14 protein-coding genes and 1 riboswitch are annotated in these 13815 nt (G+C 66.1%); of the genes, 7 read left to right on the top strand and 7 right to left on the bottom strand.

The window, feature by feature from the left end:
- Nucleotides 1-51: 51 nt before the first annotated feature.
- From VNR91_RS01270 to VNR91_RS01260, 3 genes are all read left to right on the top strand, one after another.
- Nucleotides 52-285: a type II toxin-antitoxin system ParD family antitoxin gene (locus VNR91_RS01270; RefSeq protein ID WP_325488982.1), complete on the top strand. Its 234-nt coding sequence runs from the start codon at nt 52-54 to the stop codon at nt 283-285.
- A complete protein-coding gene (locus tag VNR91_RS01265) occupies nt 282-566 on the top strand; it encodes a type II toxin-antitoxin system RelE/ParE family toxin (RefSeq protein WP_325488981.1) in 285 nt (94 codons plus the stop codon). Before VNR91_RS01270 ends, VNR91_RS01265 begins: the two co-directional genes overlap by 4 nt.
- A gap of 675 nt (nt 567-1241) precedes the next feature.
- Nucleotides 1242-1667: a hypothetical protein gene (locus VNR91_RS01260; RefSeq protein ID WP_325488980.1), complete on the top strand. Its 426-nt coding sequence runs from the start codon at nt 1242-1244 to the stop codon at nt 1665-1667.
- A gap of 26 nt (nt 1668-1693) precedes the next feature.
- On the opposite strand, the gene thiC is transcribed toward VNR91_RS01260, so the two are convergent.
- The 3 genes from thiC to VNR91_RS01245 all read right to left on the bottom strand — a co-directional run bounded on the left by thiC (nt 1694) and on the right by VNR91_RS01245 (nt 5416).
- The gene (thiC, locus tag VNR91_RS01255) at nt 1694-3604 is read right to left on the bottom strand and encodes a phosphomethylpyrimidine synthase ThiC (protein ID WP_325488979.1); all 1911 of its coding nucleotides are present in this window, start codon (nt 3602-3604) and stop codon (nt 1694-1696) included.
- 39 nt (nt 3605-3643) lie between these two features.
- Nucleotides 3644-3750, bottom strand: a riboswitch (TPP riboswitch).
- Between the two features lie 18 nt (nt 3751-3768).
- Nucleotides 3769-4626, bottom strand: coding sequence for a MipA/OmpV family protein (locus VNR91_RS01250; protein ID WP_325488978.1), 858 nt, complete (start codon nt 4624-4626; stop codon nt 3769-3771).
- 28 nt (nt 4627-4654) lie between these two features.
- On the bottom strand, nt 4655-5416 hold the full coding sequence (locus tag VNR91_RS01245; RefSeq protein ID WP_325488977.1) for a sterol desaturase family protein: 762 nt from the start codon (nt 5414-5416) through the stop codon (nt 4655-4657).
- Nucleotides 5417-5687: 271 nt separating this feature from the next.
- Here VNR91_RS01245 and VNR91_RS01240 point away from each other — a divergent pair, with 271 nt between their 5' ends.
- Genes VNR91_RS01240 through VNR91_RS01230 form a run of 3 tightly spaced genes read left to right on the top strand, consistent with a single transcriptional unit; the run spans nt 5688 to nt 9407 of the window.
- Nucleotides 5688-7895, top strand: coding sequence for a TonB-dependent receptor (locus tag VNR91_RS01240; RefSeq protein WP_325488976.1), 2208 nt, complete (start codon nt 5688-5690; stop codon nt 7893-7895).
- A gap of 16 nt (nt 7896-7911) precedes the next feature.
- The gene (locus VNR91_RS01235) at nt 7912-8688 is read left to right on the top strand and encodes a hypothetical protein (RefSeq protein ID WP_325488975.1); all 777 of its coding nucleotides are present in this window, start codon (nt 7912-7914) and stop codon (nt 8686-8688) included.
- Nucleotides 8689-8699: 11 nt separating this feature from the next.
- On the top strand, nt 8700-9407 hold the full coding sequence (locus VNR91_RS01230; RefSeq protein ID WP_325488974.1) for a VOC family protein: 708 nt from the start codon (nt 8700-8702) through the stop codon (nt 9405-9407).
- Nucleotides 9408-9414: 7 nt separating this feature from the next.
- Here VNR91_RS01230 and VNR91_RS01225 read toward each other — a convergent pair whose 3' ends face one another.
- Nucleotides 9415-9855, bottom strand: coding sequence for a MarR family winged helix-turn-helix transcriptional regulator (locus VNR91_RS01225; protein WP_325488973.1), 441 nt, complete (start codon nt 9853-9855; stop codon nt 9415-9417).
- Between the two features lie 178 nt (nt 9856-10033).
- Between VNR91_RS01225 and VNR91_RS01220 the strand changes: the two genes are divergently transcribed.
- Nucleotides 10034-11029, top strand: a complete 996-nt coding sequence (locus VNR91_RS01220; RefSeq protein ID WP_325488972.1) for a helix-turn-helix domain-containing protein — start codon at nt 10034-10036, stop codon at nt 11027-11029.
- Here the strand turns inward: VNR91_RS01220 and VNR91_RS01215 are convergent.
- The 3 genes from VNR91_RS01215 to VNR91_RS01205 form a co-directional block, all read right to left on the bottom strand.
- The gene (locus VNR91_RS01215; protein WP_325488971.1) at nt 11007-11423 is read right to left on the bottom strand and encodes a nuclear transport factor 2 family protein; all 417 of its coding nucleotides are present in this window, start codon (nt 11421-11423) and stop codon (nt 11007-11009) included. The two genes, VNR91_RS01220 and VNR91_RS01215, sit on opposite strands and share 23 nt — an antisense overlap.
- Nucleotides 11420-13114: a class I adenylate-forming enzyme family protein gene (locus VNR91_RS01210; protein WP_325488970.1), complete on the bottom strand. Its 1695-nt coding sequence runs from the start codon at nt 13112-13114 to the stop codon at nt 11420-11422. The genes VNR91_RS01215 and VNR91_RS01210 overlap by 4 nt, the downstream gene beginning before the upstream one ends.
- Before the next feature lie 22 nt (nt 13115-13136).
- Nucleotides 13137-13815, bottom strand: a 679-nt coding sequence (locus tag VNR91_RS01205; RefSeq protein ID WP_325488969.1) for a DUF1295 domain-containing protein, incomplete at its 5' end; no start/stop codon positions are given.

Here is a 13815-nt window from a genome sequence, read left to right as displayed (position 1 = left end):
GGGCGTCTTGGCAATATTAGCGCAAAATCCTATATTACGCCGATGGCACAGATGAACGTTTCGCTCCCCGAAGGTCTCAAAAGCTGGGCGGAGGCCCGCGTTGCGGAAGGCCGCTACAGCAGCACCAGCGATTATGTCCGCGACCTGATGCGGCGCGATCAGGAATATGAGGAAAAGCGCCGCGCGTTGCTGGCGGCAATCGACGAGGGGCTGGCGTCACCCGTCGTCGAAACATCGATCGAGGATATCGTTGCGCGCGGGCGGGCCCGCAACGGGGCCGAATGAAGCTGGCGGTGCGCGCGGCGGCGCTGCGCGACCTGGATGGTATCTATGACTACACGCTTGCGGCGCACGGTGTGCAGCAGGCCGAAGCCTATGTCCGTAACGTCTGGTCGGCGATGGAGGGGCTTTGTACGTATCCAAAGTCAGGCCCGGCGAGCGGATTGCGCGCAGGATTGCGTTCTCGGGCCGTAGGCAGCCACCGCATTTTCTATACAATCGAGGATGACGCCGTTGTGATAGCGCGCATCCTTCACAAAGCGATGGATGTGGAACGACGGGTTTGAGGTCATCGTGGCCGACCAACCATTAGCATCGCAGTTCGCGCAGTAGGTGTTGAACGTGGCGGAGCGTCGGGATCATTATTAGGTTGGGGTGTGGCAGAAACCACACCCCAAAGGTTCGAGATTACAGAAGCTTGCAGTGGTTGCAGAGCGGATGCCCACCCGTACCGCTGCGGCGATTGTAGCTCTCGATGTTATTGCCCTCGGTGCACTTGTTATCATTGTGATGAACCCCAGTGCCGGGCTTGATCGAGTGATATGCTGAAACCTTCGACATTTTAATCACCTCGCTTTCGCGTTCGTCTTTGATCGATGAAGCATTCCGAATGCGAGAGGTTGGGGCCGGGCAATGTTCGGTTGCTGACGCAACCATCTCATGCACAACTCCGCCCGCCCGAAATCGCAAGACTTCAGGTTGACCCAAGCGACGATGCATGCGAGCAGGCAGGTCTCACGTGAGCCCGAGTGCACCGTCACTCAGCTTGCCAGGGGGTCATCCGCAGGGGTGGCCCCCTTTTGATTCGCCCTTCGCATTTCTGCCAAGCCTACCTACGAATTCGAGGATGAGGCTTCGCGAGTCAAGTATACGCACCCTTAACCGTCCGTGCAACCCATTTTTGGCTTCGCGGGTGCCGCATAGCGTGTTATTTTGATCTAAATCGTGACTCGGAGGTGTCGATGGCAGATGAATCGCTGCGCGAGCTTCTCGCTAAATTACTGAAAAGGCGGGACGAGTTACGCTTGGAGTCCGAGGCACTCGATAAATTGATCGATACATACCGGCGACTCTCTCTTTTAGAGAAGGAGCAGGATTTGCCTCAGCTGGACCTCTGGAAAGGGAGCCGCTCAAGGCGTGCGCGGTCCGCATATGTGGCGGAGATGATGGCCGCGACGCGGCGCCTCATTCTCGCGGAGGGGAGGCCGCTCACGCGAAGCGAGCTGCTCCAACGGCTCGAGTCCGAGGGCTATGTCATTGATGGCAGCGACAAATCGAAAGTGCTGGGAACCAATATTTGGAGATCCGAACAGTTCCAGCATATTGGCAAGAGGGGATATTGGCCGCGCGACACACCAATGCCGCGCAAATTTGGTAACACAAACTAGCCGAAGACTGCTGAGGGGCGACTGATTCAGTCCTGCTCCCGCCCGCCAGCACCCATATACAGTTCGCGCCCGGTCGCCTCATACAGTTCGCTCATCTCTCGCATACCGGCTTCCGCTTCGGCTTCGGTGATTGAGGACGGCGCTTCGACAGCCTTCGGGTGAATTGCCGGAGCGGCGGCGAGGAAGCTTTCCACCCCCGCATTCTGCTTCGCGGCGAAATCCCGCACTTCCTGCGTGATCTTCATCGAGCAGAACTTCGGCCCGCACATCGAGCAGAAGTGCGCGGTCTTGGCGCCTTCCGCCGGCAGGGTCTGGTCGTGGTATTGCTCCGCCGTGTCGGGATCGAGCGACAGGTTGAACTGGTCGCGCCAGCGGAACTCGAAACGGGCGCGGCTGAGGGCGTCGTCGCGCAGCTTGGCGGCCGGGTGGCCCTTGGCGAGATCGGCGGCGTGCGCGGCGAGCTTGTACGTCACCACGCCGACCTTCACATCATCGCGGTCGGGCAGGCCGAGATGTTCCTTGGGCGTGACGTAACAGAGCATCGCCGTGCCGTACCAGCCGATCATCGCCGCGCCGATGCCGCTGGTGATATGATCATAGCCGGGCGCGATATCGGTGGTGAGCGGCCCGAGCGTGTAGAACGGCGCCTCCCCGCACGCCTCGAGCTGCTTGTCCATATTCTCCTTGATCTTGTGCATCGGCACGTGGCCGGGGCCTTCGATCATCACCTGGACGTCCTGCGCCCAGGCGCGCTTGGTCAGCTCGCCGAGCGTATAGAGTTCGGCGAATTGCGCCTCGTCATTGGCGTCGGCGATGCTGCCGGGGCGCAGGCCGTCGCCGAGGCTGTAGGCGATGTCATAGGCCTTCATGATCTCGGTGATCTCGTCGAAGCGTTCGTAGAGGAAGCTTTCCTTGTGGTGGCTGAGGCACCATTTCGCCATGATCGAGCCGCCGCGCGAGACGATGCCGGTGACGCGCTTCGCCGTCAGCGGGACATAGGGCAGCCGCACGCCGGCGTGGATGGTGAAATAGTCGACGCCTTGTTCGGCCTGTTCGATCAGCGTGTCGCGGAAGATCTCCCACGTCAGCTCCTCGGCGATGCCGCCGACCTTTTCCAGCGCCTGATAGATCGGGACGGTGCCGATCGGGACGGGCGAGTTGCGGATGATCCATTCGCGGGTGTCGTGGATGTTGCGGCCGGTCGACAGGTCCATCACCGTGTCGGCGCCCCAGCGGATCGACCACACCAGCTTGTCGACCTCTGCCGCGACGTTGCTGGCGACGGCGGAATTGCCAATGTTGGCGTTGATCTTGACCAGGAAATTGCGGCCGATCGCCATCGGCTCGCTTTCGGGGTGGTTGATGTTGCTGGGGATGATCGCGCGGCCGCGCGCGACCTCATCCCGCACGAATTCCGGCGTGACATAGTCGGGGATGGCGGCGCCCCAATCCTGGCCGTCGCGGACATATTCGGCCAGCATCGCGCGCCCCAGATTCTCCCGCGTGGCGACATATTCCATCTCGGGCGTGATGATGCCGCGCCGGGCATAGTGCATCTGGCTGACGTTCATCCCCGGCTTTGCCCGCAGCGGGCGGCGGACCACGTTGGGAAAGGGATCGACCCCGCCCGAGCGATCGGGGCCGAGCTGGCCATTGTCCTCGGGCCGGATCGCGCGCGCGTCATACGCCTCGACATCGCCGCGCCCGACGATCCAGTCGCGGCGGCGCGCCGGCAGGCCGGCCATGATGTCGATGCTGGCGGCGGGATCGGTGTAGGGACCGGAGGTGTCGTAGACGTTGAGCGGCGGTTCACCCGACGACGGATCGAGATCGATCGCGCGCATCGCGACGGCGAGCGGGCCGACGTGGATTTTGCGGCTGCCGCGAATCGGGCCGGTGGTGACGCCGATTTCGGTGCGGGCGGGGATGTCGGCCATGCGTCTTCACTCCGTTGGTCGGAGCGAGGACGGTTCCCGGATCGAGCGCCGCTCCCTCCCTCCGCCGGTGTCAACCGGATCAGGTTCAGCGGGTCGTGGCCGTCAGCCACCTCTCAACCGCTCGTGCGGTCCCCCGGGGATGGGCGCAGCTTAGGGGCTAACGATCAGAAGGTATAGGCCAATCCGACCACGCCCATCCACTGGCCGCGCGATCCGGCGATGCGGACCACCGGCGAGTCGGCGTAGCTCCCCACCATGCCGCGATAGAGCCCGCCGCCGACCAGCTTGAAGCCGTGGAGCAGATCGCCGGTCAGCGCGACGGTGCCGAGCCCGCCGAGCGACCAGTTCTTCCAGCCGGAGCGGCCGTTGTAGACCGGCAGGCCGCTGGCGACGCTCTGCGCCGGGGTGATGCCGAAATAGGCATCGGCATAGCCGCGCCCGGCGTGTTCGGCGGAGGCGAACACCGTGACTGCCGCCTTGCGGCTGAGCGGGGTCAGGTAGGTGAGCGTCGGCTGGATGATGCCCGAATCATGCGCGCCGGCGACGTCGTGGCGGTAGCTGACCGACAGCGACAGCTTGTCATAGGGGCTGGTGATCACCCCGGTCTTGCCGATGCCGACATAGCCGCCCAGCTCGATCGCGGTGCCGACCTTGCCCAGCGCACGAATGCGCGGATCGTCGATGCTGCGCGTGCTGGTACGGTTGAAGTTGAGCGCGGCGATCGGCCCGAGCTGAAAGTCCCAGGCCGATCCGGGACGGTTCGGGACCAGATCGACGCTGGCGCGGTTGCCGGCGACGACGAAGCCGATGCCGGAAATCGAGCCGATCGCGCCGGGCGCCGCCTGGAACCGGTAGTCGCCGGACCCTTCATAGTCGGGCATGTAGACCATGCCGGCACCGAGGGTGACGCTGTCGCCGGCCAGATCGATGTCGGCCGGGGCGGCGGGCGGCGGCGTATCCTGAGCAGCGGCAGGCACGGCAAGAACCAGCGCAACGGCGCCGAAAGCAACGCGAACGATCATCACACGAAATCCCTGTATTTCGTGGACCCTAACGCCGCGGGCGGGCTTTGGCTCCGTCGGCCGCGTCCGCGGGAAATTCGCCCAGCCCCTGATCGGTGCCGCATAACCGGTCCCACACGCGGAAATAGAGGCCGAAATTGCCGTTATAGGCCTGATGATGACGCTGGTGGTGGCTGGCGGTGATCAGCCACGCGCCGAGCGGACCCGACCACATCGCGCGCGGAAACAATTCCCACCCCATGTGATTGGTCACCCCCATCAGCGTCATGATCGCGAGCACCGCGCCCAGCGCCCCGACATGGATCGGGATGACGAACACCAGCGCGGGGATCACCACCGCGCCGGTGATCGCCTCCAGCGGGTGAAAGCTCATCGCCGCCCAGGCGGTCGGCGGGCGGCTGGCGTGGTGGACGGCGTGGACCCGGCGAAACACCGCCGGCCGGTGCATCCAGCGGTGGGTCCAGTAGAACCAAGCGTCATGCGCGATCAGATAGAGCAGGATCGACAGCGGCCAGTACCACAGCGGCCAGGCCTCGATATCGGTGTAGATGCGCGTCCAGCCGTGCGCCTGCCACCCCCAGGCGACCACCCCGGCGGGCACGCCGTAGATCGCGGCGGAGGCGAGGCTCCAGCCGATCTCTCGCCGGATCTGGCGATCGAGCCCGGCGTAGAGGCGCGGCCGCACCGCGCGGGTCGCCAGCGCGAACGCGCCGCTGGCGACCAGATAGCGCACCCCGACGATCGCCGTCATCGCGGCGGCGGAGATCAGGACGGCGGGTGCGGTGGACATGGCGTTTTCCGTTGCGCGGATCCCGTAGCGCGGATCGATCGCGCGGGACGCGAATCGGGTGCCGCCGGATTATAGCGCGCCACGCGGCCCGGTGTCGGAATTCCACGCTCCTTCCCCTCCCGGTCAGCGCCGGAACCGCGAATTATGTTCGCATGGCAAACAAAAAATTTGACTTCGCCTGCAACTTTCATAAAACGACGGACGAAAAAAATAGGAGGGGAAAGTGCGGAAATTGCACGCGTTCGGCGGCTCGCTGATGCTTGTCGTAACCATGGTTGGCGCACCGGCATGGGCGCAGGACACCACCACGCCGGAGCAACCGGCGAGCGGGCTGGAAGACATTGTCGTCACCGCGCAAAAACGCGCGCAGGGTCTGGCGGAAGTGCCGATCTCGATCGCCGTGGTCAGCGGAGACGAGCTTCGCCGCGCCGGCGTCAATCGCGTCGAGGACCTGTACAACATCGCGCCGTCGCTGTCCTTTTCCCCCGCCCAGTCGTCCTCGGGCGCCGGCCTGCGCCTGCGCGGTGTCGGCAGCGCGGCGTTCGGATCGGCGACCGAGCCGAGCGTGTCGACCATCGTCGACGGCATCGTATCGGGTCCGGGCGGTTCGGCGCTGGTCGACCTGTTCGACGTCGAGCGGATCGAGGTGCTGCGCGGGCCGCAGGGAACGCTGTTCGGCAAGAATTCGTCCGCCGGCGCGGTCAATATCGTCAGCCGTGCGCCAACCGACATGTTCACCACCAGCGCCGACTTGCGCTATGCCGGGCGTCTTGGGGAACTGCGCGCCGAAGCCGCGGTCAGCGGGCCGATCACCGACGACTGGCGCGCACGGCTGTCGGGATTTGTCCTGACGCAGGGCAAGGGGCAGATCCATAACCCGGTCAAGAACAACGACGAGAACAAGCGCGACCGCACCGGCGTGCGGTTCCGCACCGATTATCGCAGCGGCGGCACGACGATCGACGCGATCCTGCAATATGAGGAGCAGGACAACGCTTGTTGCCGCACGTCGTTCTACGGGCTCGATCCGCGTGCCTATGGCGCGCTGACCCGCCTCTATCTGCTGCCCGCGCTGGCCCAATACGGGGTCGTGCCCGGACCGGACAATCGCGTGTCGCTGGCCGACGGACCGCTCAACGAGCATACCTCGACCTTTCAGGGAACGCTGACCATCGCGCAGGAGCTGGGCGGCGGTTATGTGCTGCGCGCGATCACCGGCTATCGACGCTGGAAGGAGCTGGACACGATCGACGTCGACGGCGTCAACGTGAATGTTGGCAACGATCCCCGCCAGCAGCGCGACCTGAAGCTGTTCAGCGGCGAATTGCAGCTGATCTCTCCGGAGAATCGGCCGCTGCGGTGGGTGCTGGGCGCCTATTATTACCAGCATACGCTAGACACCAACACGATCACCGCCGGCGGCGCCGGCACGATCCTGGGCCAGTCGTCGACCCAGGGCATCGGCGAGACACGAACGAAGAACGTCGCGGTGTTCGCCGACGGCACATTGACCGTGGTGCCCAAGGTCGAGGTGTTCGCCGGATTGCGCGGGCTGCACGAGACGCTGGCCGTCGACAACTACCGCAGCGGCAATTATTTCGCCTTTACCCCGGGCACGTTCCAGGGATCGATCTCCACCGACGATACCAACTGGGTCGGCCGCGCCGGCATCCGCTTCGCCCCGACCGGCCGGCAGAGCGTCTACCTGTCGGTGTCGCGCGGATACAAGGGCAAGGCGATCGACAACAACACGGGCAACGTGTTCTTCCTCAACCCAGCGCGCGCGGTTCTTAACCCCGAAACGGTGCTGTCGTATGAGCTGGGCACCCGCACCAGCTGGTTCGCGAACCGGCTGAAGCTGAACGCCACGCTGTTCCTGTCGAAGTTCCAGAACTACCAGGCGTCGTCGTTCGACAACGTCACCTCGTCGCAGATCCTGCGCAATGCCGGCAAGCTGCGCAGTCGCGGCGTCGAGGCCGACTTCGCCGCGATCCCGTGGCAGGGATTCAGCCTGTCGGGCGGGCTCGCCTATGTCGACGCGATCTATGAAGAATATCTGGGTGCCCCATGCACCAGCGTGCAGAACGCGCTGAAGACCTGCCCGGCGACTGGCCAGAACCTGTCGGGCCGGAAGCTGAGCAACAATCCCGACTGGCAGTTCAACCTGCGCGGCCAGCAGGGCTTTCCGATCGGCGGTGGCGCCGAACTCTATGTCCGCGGCGATTATTCGTGGCGCAGTTCGGTGATCTATGGAGGCGACCTCAACCCCGCCACCTATCAGCCGGCGTGGGGAATCGCCGGATTCCGCGTCGGCACGACGATCGACAACGGCCGGCTCGACATCTCGGGCTTCGTCGAGAACGCCTTCGACAAGAGCTATGCGCTGCGCATCTATGATTCGCCCGGATTCACCGGCGCCTATTCCGCATTCTTCGGGCCGGCGCGCACCTGGGGCATCGAACTTCGTTCGCGGCTGTGATGGGGGAGATCGACCAATGGACCGCCGTACAATGCTTGCCGCCACCGGCGCCTTTCTCGGCACGCCGCTGATGGCCGCCGTGCCGGGCGAACGCCCGACCCGCATCCGCCACTATGTGATCGCGACGCACGACATGCCGTTCGTTTGCGACCAGATCTATGAGGTGCTTGGCCTGCCGCCCACGCCCCGGAAACCGGGGCCGGGGGTGACCGAAGCCTATGGCTTCTACAGCACGATGATGCGCGTCGGGACGACGATGCTGGAGATCGTTCAGCCGATCAAACCGGATCATCACCTGAACGCATGGCTGGCCGAGCGCGGCGGCGACGGCGGATACATGGTCGTCGCGCAGACCTATGACGACCGCGCGCTGATCGCCCGCGCCGGGGCGGAATGGCTGAAACCCAGCCGCGACATGATGTTCAAGGGCCAGCACATGATCCAGTTCGACGACCGCCATTTCGGCGCGTTTTTCGAGCTGTACCAATATGCCCCCGAGGACAATTGGTGGGGTGATCCGCTGAACGGCCCCTATGGCGACGCGCGCGTGGCGTCGGACGTGATCGGCGGCGATGTCGCGGTGGCCGATCCGGCGGCGATCGCGGCGCAGGCGGCGCGGCTGTTCCTGGGCGAGCAATCGGGCAACAGCGTCCGTTTCGGTGATCGCACGATCAATTTCGTACCGATCGAGGGCAAGGCGCACGGGCTGGTCGCGCTTGACCTGAAGGCGCGCGAGCAGGCGCGCGTGGGCGACTGGGCGCGCATCGGCGGCGTCCAGTTCCGGTTCGTTTGAGGAGCATGATGATGCAGGACGCGATCAAGCCGCACCTGATGCGGCACGTCGTGCTCGCCACCCCCGACCTCGACACGCTGTCGGGCACGTTGCAGGCGTTTCTGAAGATCGCGCCGGGCTTTCGGAACGACATGGGCGCGATCCTGGGCTTTCGGAACGAGATGATGATGATCGGTTCGACCATGGTCGAGTTGGTCCAGCCGGTGAAGCCCGACCATCGCCTGAACCATTGGTTCGCGGAAAACGGCGGCGGTGGCGGCTACATGATCGTGTTTCAGACGTTCGACGCCGATGCGTTTCGCGCGCGGGCGGCGGCGGAGAAGTTGCGGCTGACCCGCGACATGCTGTTCCGCGGACAGGACTTGATCCAGTTCGAGCCGGCGCGGTTCGGTACCCATCTGGAGACCTATCGCTATTCGCTGCCCAACGGGTGGTGGGGTGATCCGGTCGGGCGAGACTATCCCAGGAGCGGCACCGCATCCGGGATCGTCGGCGCCGATGTCGCGGTCGAAGCGCCACCGGCGGAGATCGCCGCGCAGGTCGGGCGGCTGTTCCAGTCGCCGGTCGACGGCGCCCGCGTTCGCCTTGTCGACAAGACGATCCGGTTCGTCCCGGCGAGCGGCCGGCGCGGGCTGATCGCAATCGACCTGACCGCGATCGACCCGGCGACGCGCGGCCACAAGGCGACGATCGGCGCCGTCGAATGGCGGCTGGTCTGAGCGGAGACTATAGCAGCTTCAGCAGCAGCGTTCGCAGCCGTTCACGCTCCGACGCGCTCAACGGCGCGAAGAACGCCGCTTCGTGCGCCTCGGCGAGCGCGTCGATGCGGGTGTGGAGCGTGCGCCCATGGTCGGTCAGGAACAGCGCATTGTCGCGCGCCTTTGGCGACGCCTTGCGCCGTTCGACCGCGCCGAGCGCGACCAGTTCATCGACCGCGCGCGCGGTGCTCGGCCGGTTGATGCGCAGCGCCTCGCCCAGCCGCGCCTGGGAGCAGCCGGGGTTGTTTTCGATGAAGAACAGCGCGGCGGTGCGTCCCGGCGACACGCCGAGCGGGCGAAGCTGGTCGGACAGGGTGCGCAGCCACGCGACATCGACCTGCCGCAACGGAAAGCCCAGCCGCGCGCCGATGGAACCGAACGACGAACGAAAGACGGAATGGCCGGTCATCCGCCGCGCGATATGGGACAACGGGGACAAGGGCAATCGCCCGCGCGGGCCGGGACGCCCCGGCGCGACCCGCATCGCGCCCGACGATGACCCGCATCGCGCGCGACGATTCCGCGATCGGCGGCCCCACCCACCGCCGCGCTTTCCTTTGCGTCGATAGTCATTACAGGTCGAGTGGATGACGGAATCGGGAGTCGACGAAAAATCCGCAGCGCATGAGGGGGTTGCGGAAACGGGCGGGCACCAGCTCGCGTCGAATTCGGCGCGACGCGCGCTCGACATCGTCGGCGATCGCTGGACGCTGATGATCCTCCACCTCGCCTTTACCAGCGTGCGGCGGTTCGAGGATTTCCAGTCGCGGATCGGACTGGCGCGCAGCCTGTTGACCGACCGTCTGCGCCGGATGGAAAAGGCCGGCGTGGTGCGGCGCGAGCGGTATCAGGATCGCCCGCCGCGCGACGAATATGTGCTGACGCCGATGGGGATCGACCTGTTCGGTTCGGCGCTGATGATCATCCGCTGGGAAAAGCGGTGGTTCTATGACCCCGACGTGATCGTCCACCGGCTGCGCCACAGCTGCGGCAAGGTGTTCATGCCCGAACTCCACTGCGCCACCTGCGACATCGAGGTGGTCGCGCGCGACGTCACTGCCGTCGACGGGCCGGGCGCGGGGTTCGAGCCGCCGCAGAAGCCGCGCGCGCAGCGCCGTTCCACCGTCGCGCGCGGCGAGCTGGATCCGCACCAGAAGATGCTGGAGCGCGCGATCGAGGTGCTGGGCGATCGCTGGACGGCCCAGACCATCGCGTCGGCGTTCGGCGGCACCCGCCGGTTCAACGCGCTGCAGGCGGTATTGGGCGTCGCGCCCAATATCCTGGCCGAACGGCTGTCGCGGCTGGTCGAGCTGGGCGTGCTGGCGCGGCGGCGCTATCAGGACAAGCCCGAGCGGTTCGAATATGTGCTGACGCCCGAGGGGCTGGACCTGTTCCCGCTGATCCTGGAGCTGATCCGCTGGGGCGACCGCTGGCTGGCGGGGGACGCCGGGCCGCCGCAGATCATCCGCCACCGGCCGTGCGGCACGGTGCTCAAGACCAGGATCATCTGCGACCAGTGCGGCGAGACGGTATCGGTGGTGTCGACCAGTTTCGACGCGGTCAGCGATCCGCCAGCGCGGTGACATGCGCGGGCACCGGCCCGCCCTCTCGCAGTTTCTCCATCCGCCGCGTGTCGATATAGTCGCGCCACGCCGCGATCAGCCCGCCGTCGAACTCGACGATCGCGGCATAGGGCATCGCCACCGCGACGCCGTTGGTGCGGGTGTAGGCGTCGACCCCCTCGACGAACAGCCGGTCGCCCGCCTCCGCATGATGGACGATGCGCCAGTCGGTCGCCGCCATGTCGGCGCGCAGCCCCTCAAGGAAACCGCGCACCGCCGCCTTGCCCTCAAGCGGGGCGAAGGCGCCGGCGGCGACGTGCCAAACCACGTCGTCGGTCATGGTGGCGAGCGCGCCGTCGATGTCGCCGGCGTTCCACGCCGCGATCATCGCGGCGAAGCGCGGATAGAGGCTCATCCAAGCATCGCCAGCACCTGATCGCGCAGATCGCGGCGCGACACCTTGTTCATCACGTTGCGCGGCAGCGCGTCGACCACCACCATCGCCTCGGGCAGCTTGAACACCGCCAGCCCGCGATCCTTGAGCCAGCCGGCGATATCGGGAAGGGTGGGCGCGGCGCCCTCCGCCGGCACCGCCGCGACGCACATCCGCTCGCCCAGCCGATCGTCGGGGATGCCGACCACCGCCGCTTCGCGCAGCTGCGGGTGGCCGGCGAGCAGGTCGTCGATCTCCGCCGGCGAGATGTTGACCCCGCCGCGCACGATGATGTCCTTGCACCGCCCGACGAAGCGATAGAAGCGCGGGATCTCCCCCTCCCCCGCGATCTCGAACAGGTCGCCCGAGCGATAGAAACCCCGTGCGTCGAAGGCGTTGGCGGTCACCTCCGGGTTTTCCCAATAGCCGTCGAAGGTCGACGCGCCCTGAAAGCGCAGCTCGCCCGGCCTGCCGGGTTCGGTGATGTCCTGCTCGGTGTCGATGTCGACCAGCCGGGTGTGGATCATTTCGGCGATGCGGCTGCCCGGCCAATCGATGCCCGCCACGCCCATGCGCGGGAAATAGCGCGCGCGATCGTTGTGATCGGGCACCTGGCGCGCATCGGAGAACAGCGTCGCGCCCTCATTCGATCCGAACATGTTGCACACCTCGATCCCGTGCTCACGCGCGAAACCCTCGATCATCCACGGGCTGAGCGGCGCCGAGCCGGAGCCGATCGCGCGCAGCGACGACAGGTCGCTGCCCTTGAGCAGTTCGGGCATCTTGAGCAGCGAATTGAGGATCGCCGGCGGCGCGAGCGTGTAGTTGACTCGCTCGGCGGTGATCTGCGCCAGGAACACTTTCAGGTCGAACGGGTGGTGCAGCACCAGCGTGCCACGATGCTTGAGCCACGGCGTGACCAGCCCGAACGAACCGATGTTGACCAGCGGGAAGGGATTGAGCAGCACCTCCCCCTCGCGCATGTCGGCGGCTTCGGACACCACCTCCGCATTGACGATCCAGTGGTTCTGGTCGCGCGGCACGCCCTTTGGCCGCGCTTCGGTGCCCGAGGTCCAGAAGATCGTGAACACCTCCCCCGCACCGGTCGGCTGGGCATCGTGATAGGCGGCGCCGGCGGCCGGATCGGCAGCGGCGATTGCCGCGTCGAAATCGACCGTGCCGGCGGGCGCGTCGCCGCCGTGGATCAGCACGCGTTCCACCCCGGTGGCGAGCGCCATCGCCGCGTGATCGTGCCCGGCGAAGCGCGCGACGGTGACGATCGCCTTTGGCCGCACCGTATCGACGACATAGCCAAGCTCATGCGCGCGGTAGGGCATGACCACCGGCGAGATGATCAGCCCGATCCGCGAGCACGCCAGCGCCAGCACCACCGTCTCGCTGATGTTGGGCAGCTGATAGGTGAGGATGTCGTCCTTGCGCAGCCCCTGCGCGAGCAGCGCCGCCGCGACTCGATCGACCTCTTCCCCCAGCGCGGACCAGGTGAAGCGGCGCGGGGCGTGGCCGTCGAGCGCATCCCGGTTCAGCGGATCGACCAGCGCCACCCGATCGGGCACCTCACGCCGGTTGCGCTGGAGCCAGTGGTCGAGCGTCAGGTCGCCCCACCACCCGCGGGCGGTGAAATCGTCGATCCGCGACTGCGGGGTCAGCTGCATGTCACTCTCCCTGTCGGCCCGGTCACGCGCGCTTCGGCGGCCACGGCACGAAGCCCGAGGTGCGCTCGATATAGTCGGCATAGGCGGGCTTGGTCTTGCGCATCCGGAATTCGAGCGTCGGCGCACCCGACCATTTCATCAGCGTCCACGTCAGCAGGATCGGGCCGGGGATCGCGAACAGGCCGATCGTGGTCTCCGCGCCGATCAGGTACAGCCCCCACCACACGCAGGCATCGCCGAAGTAGTTGGGATGGCGGGTGTAGCGCCACAGCCCGGTACGCAGCACCTGCCCTTCGTTGAGCGGATTCTTGCGGAAGCGGGTGAGCTGCCAGTCGCCGATGCTTTCGAACACGATGCCGAACACCGCCAGCGCGGCGCCGGCATAGGCGAGCGGCCCCAGCGCGACCGGATCGGTCGAGATCTGGCCGAGCATCACCGGCAGCGCGACGATGAACTGGAGCGGCGCCTGGGTGACGAACACCAGCCAGAACGACGCGCGCGCATAGCCCCAGCCGCGCTTCTGTTCAGCCTTTTCCATCATGCGGACATAGCGGCGGTCCGGCCCATGATCGCGCCAGCGCCAGAACAGATACCCCCCCAGACGGATCGCCCACACCGCGCACAGCACGGTCAGCAGCATCCGGCGATCGGTCGCCGGATCGAGCTGGAGGAAGGTCGCCACCGCGAGCAGCGCCATGCCG

The organism is Sphingomonas sp. (genome assembly GCF_035555815.1).
Lineage (GTDB): Bacteria > Pseudomonadota > Alphaproteobacteria > Sphingomonadales > Sphingomonadaceae > Sphingomonas.
The sequence above is the reverse complement of the archived record's forward strand: the minus strand, read 5'-3'. Positions and strand labels throughout refer to the sequence as shown.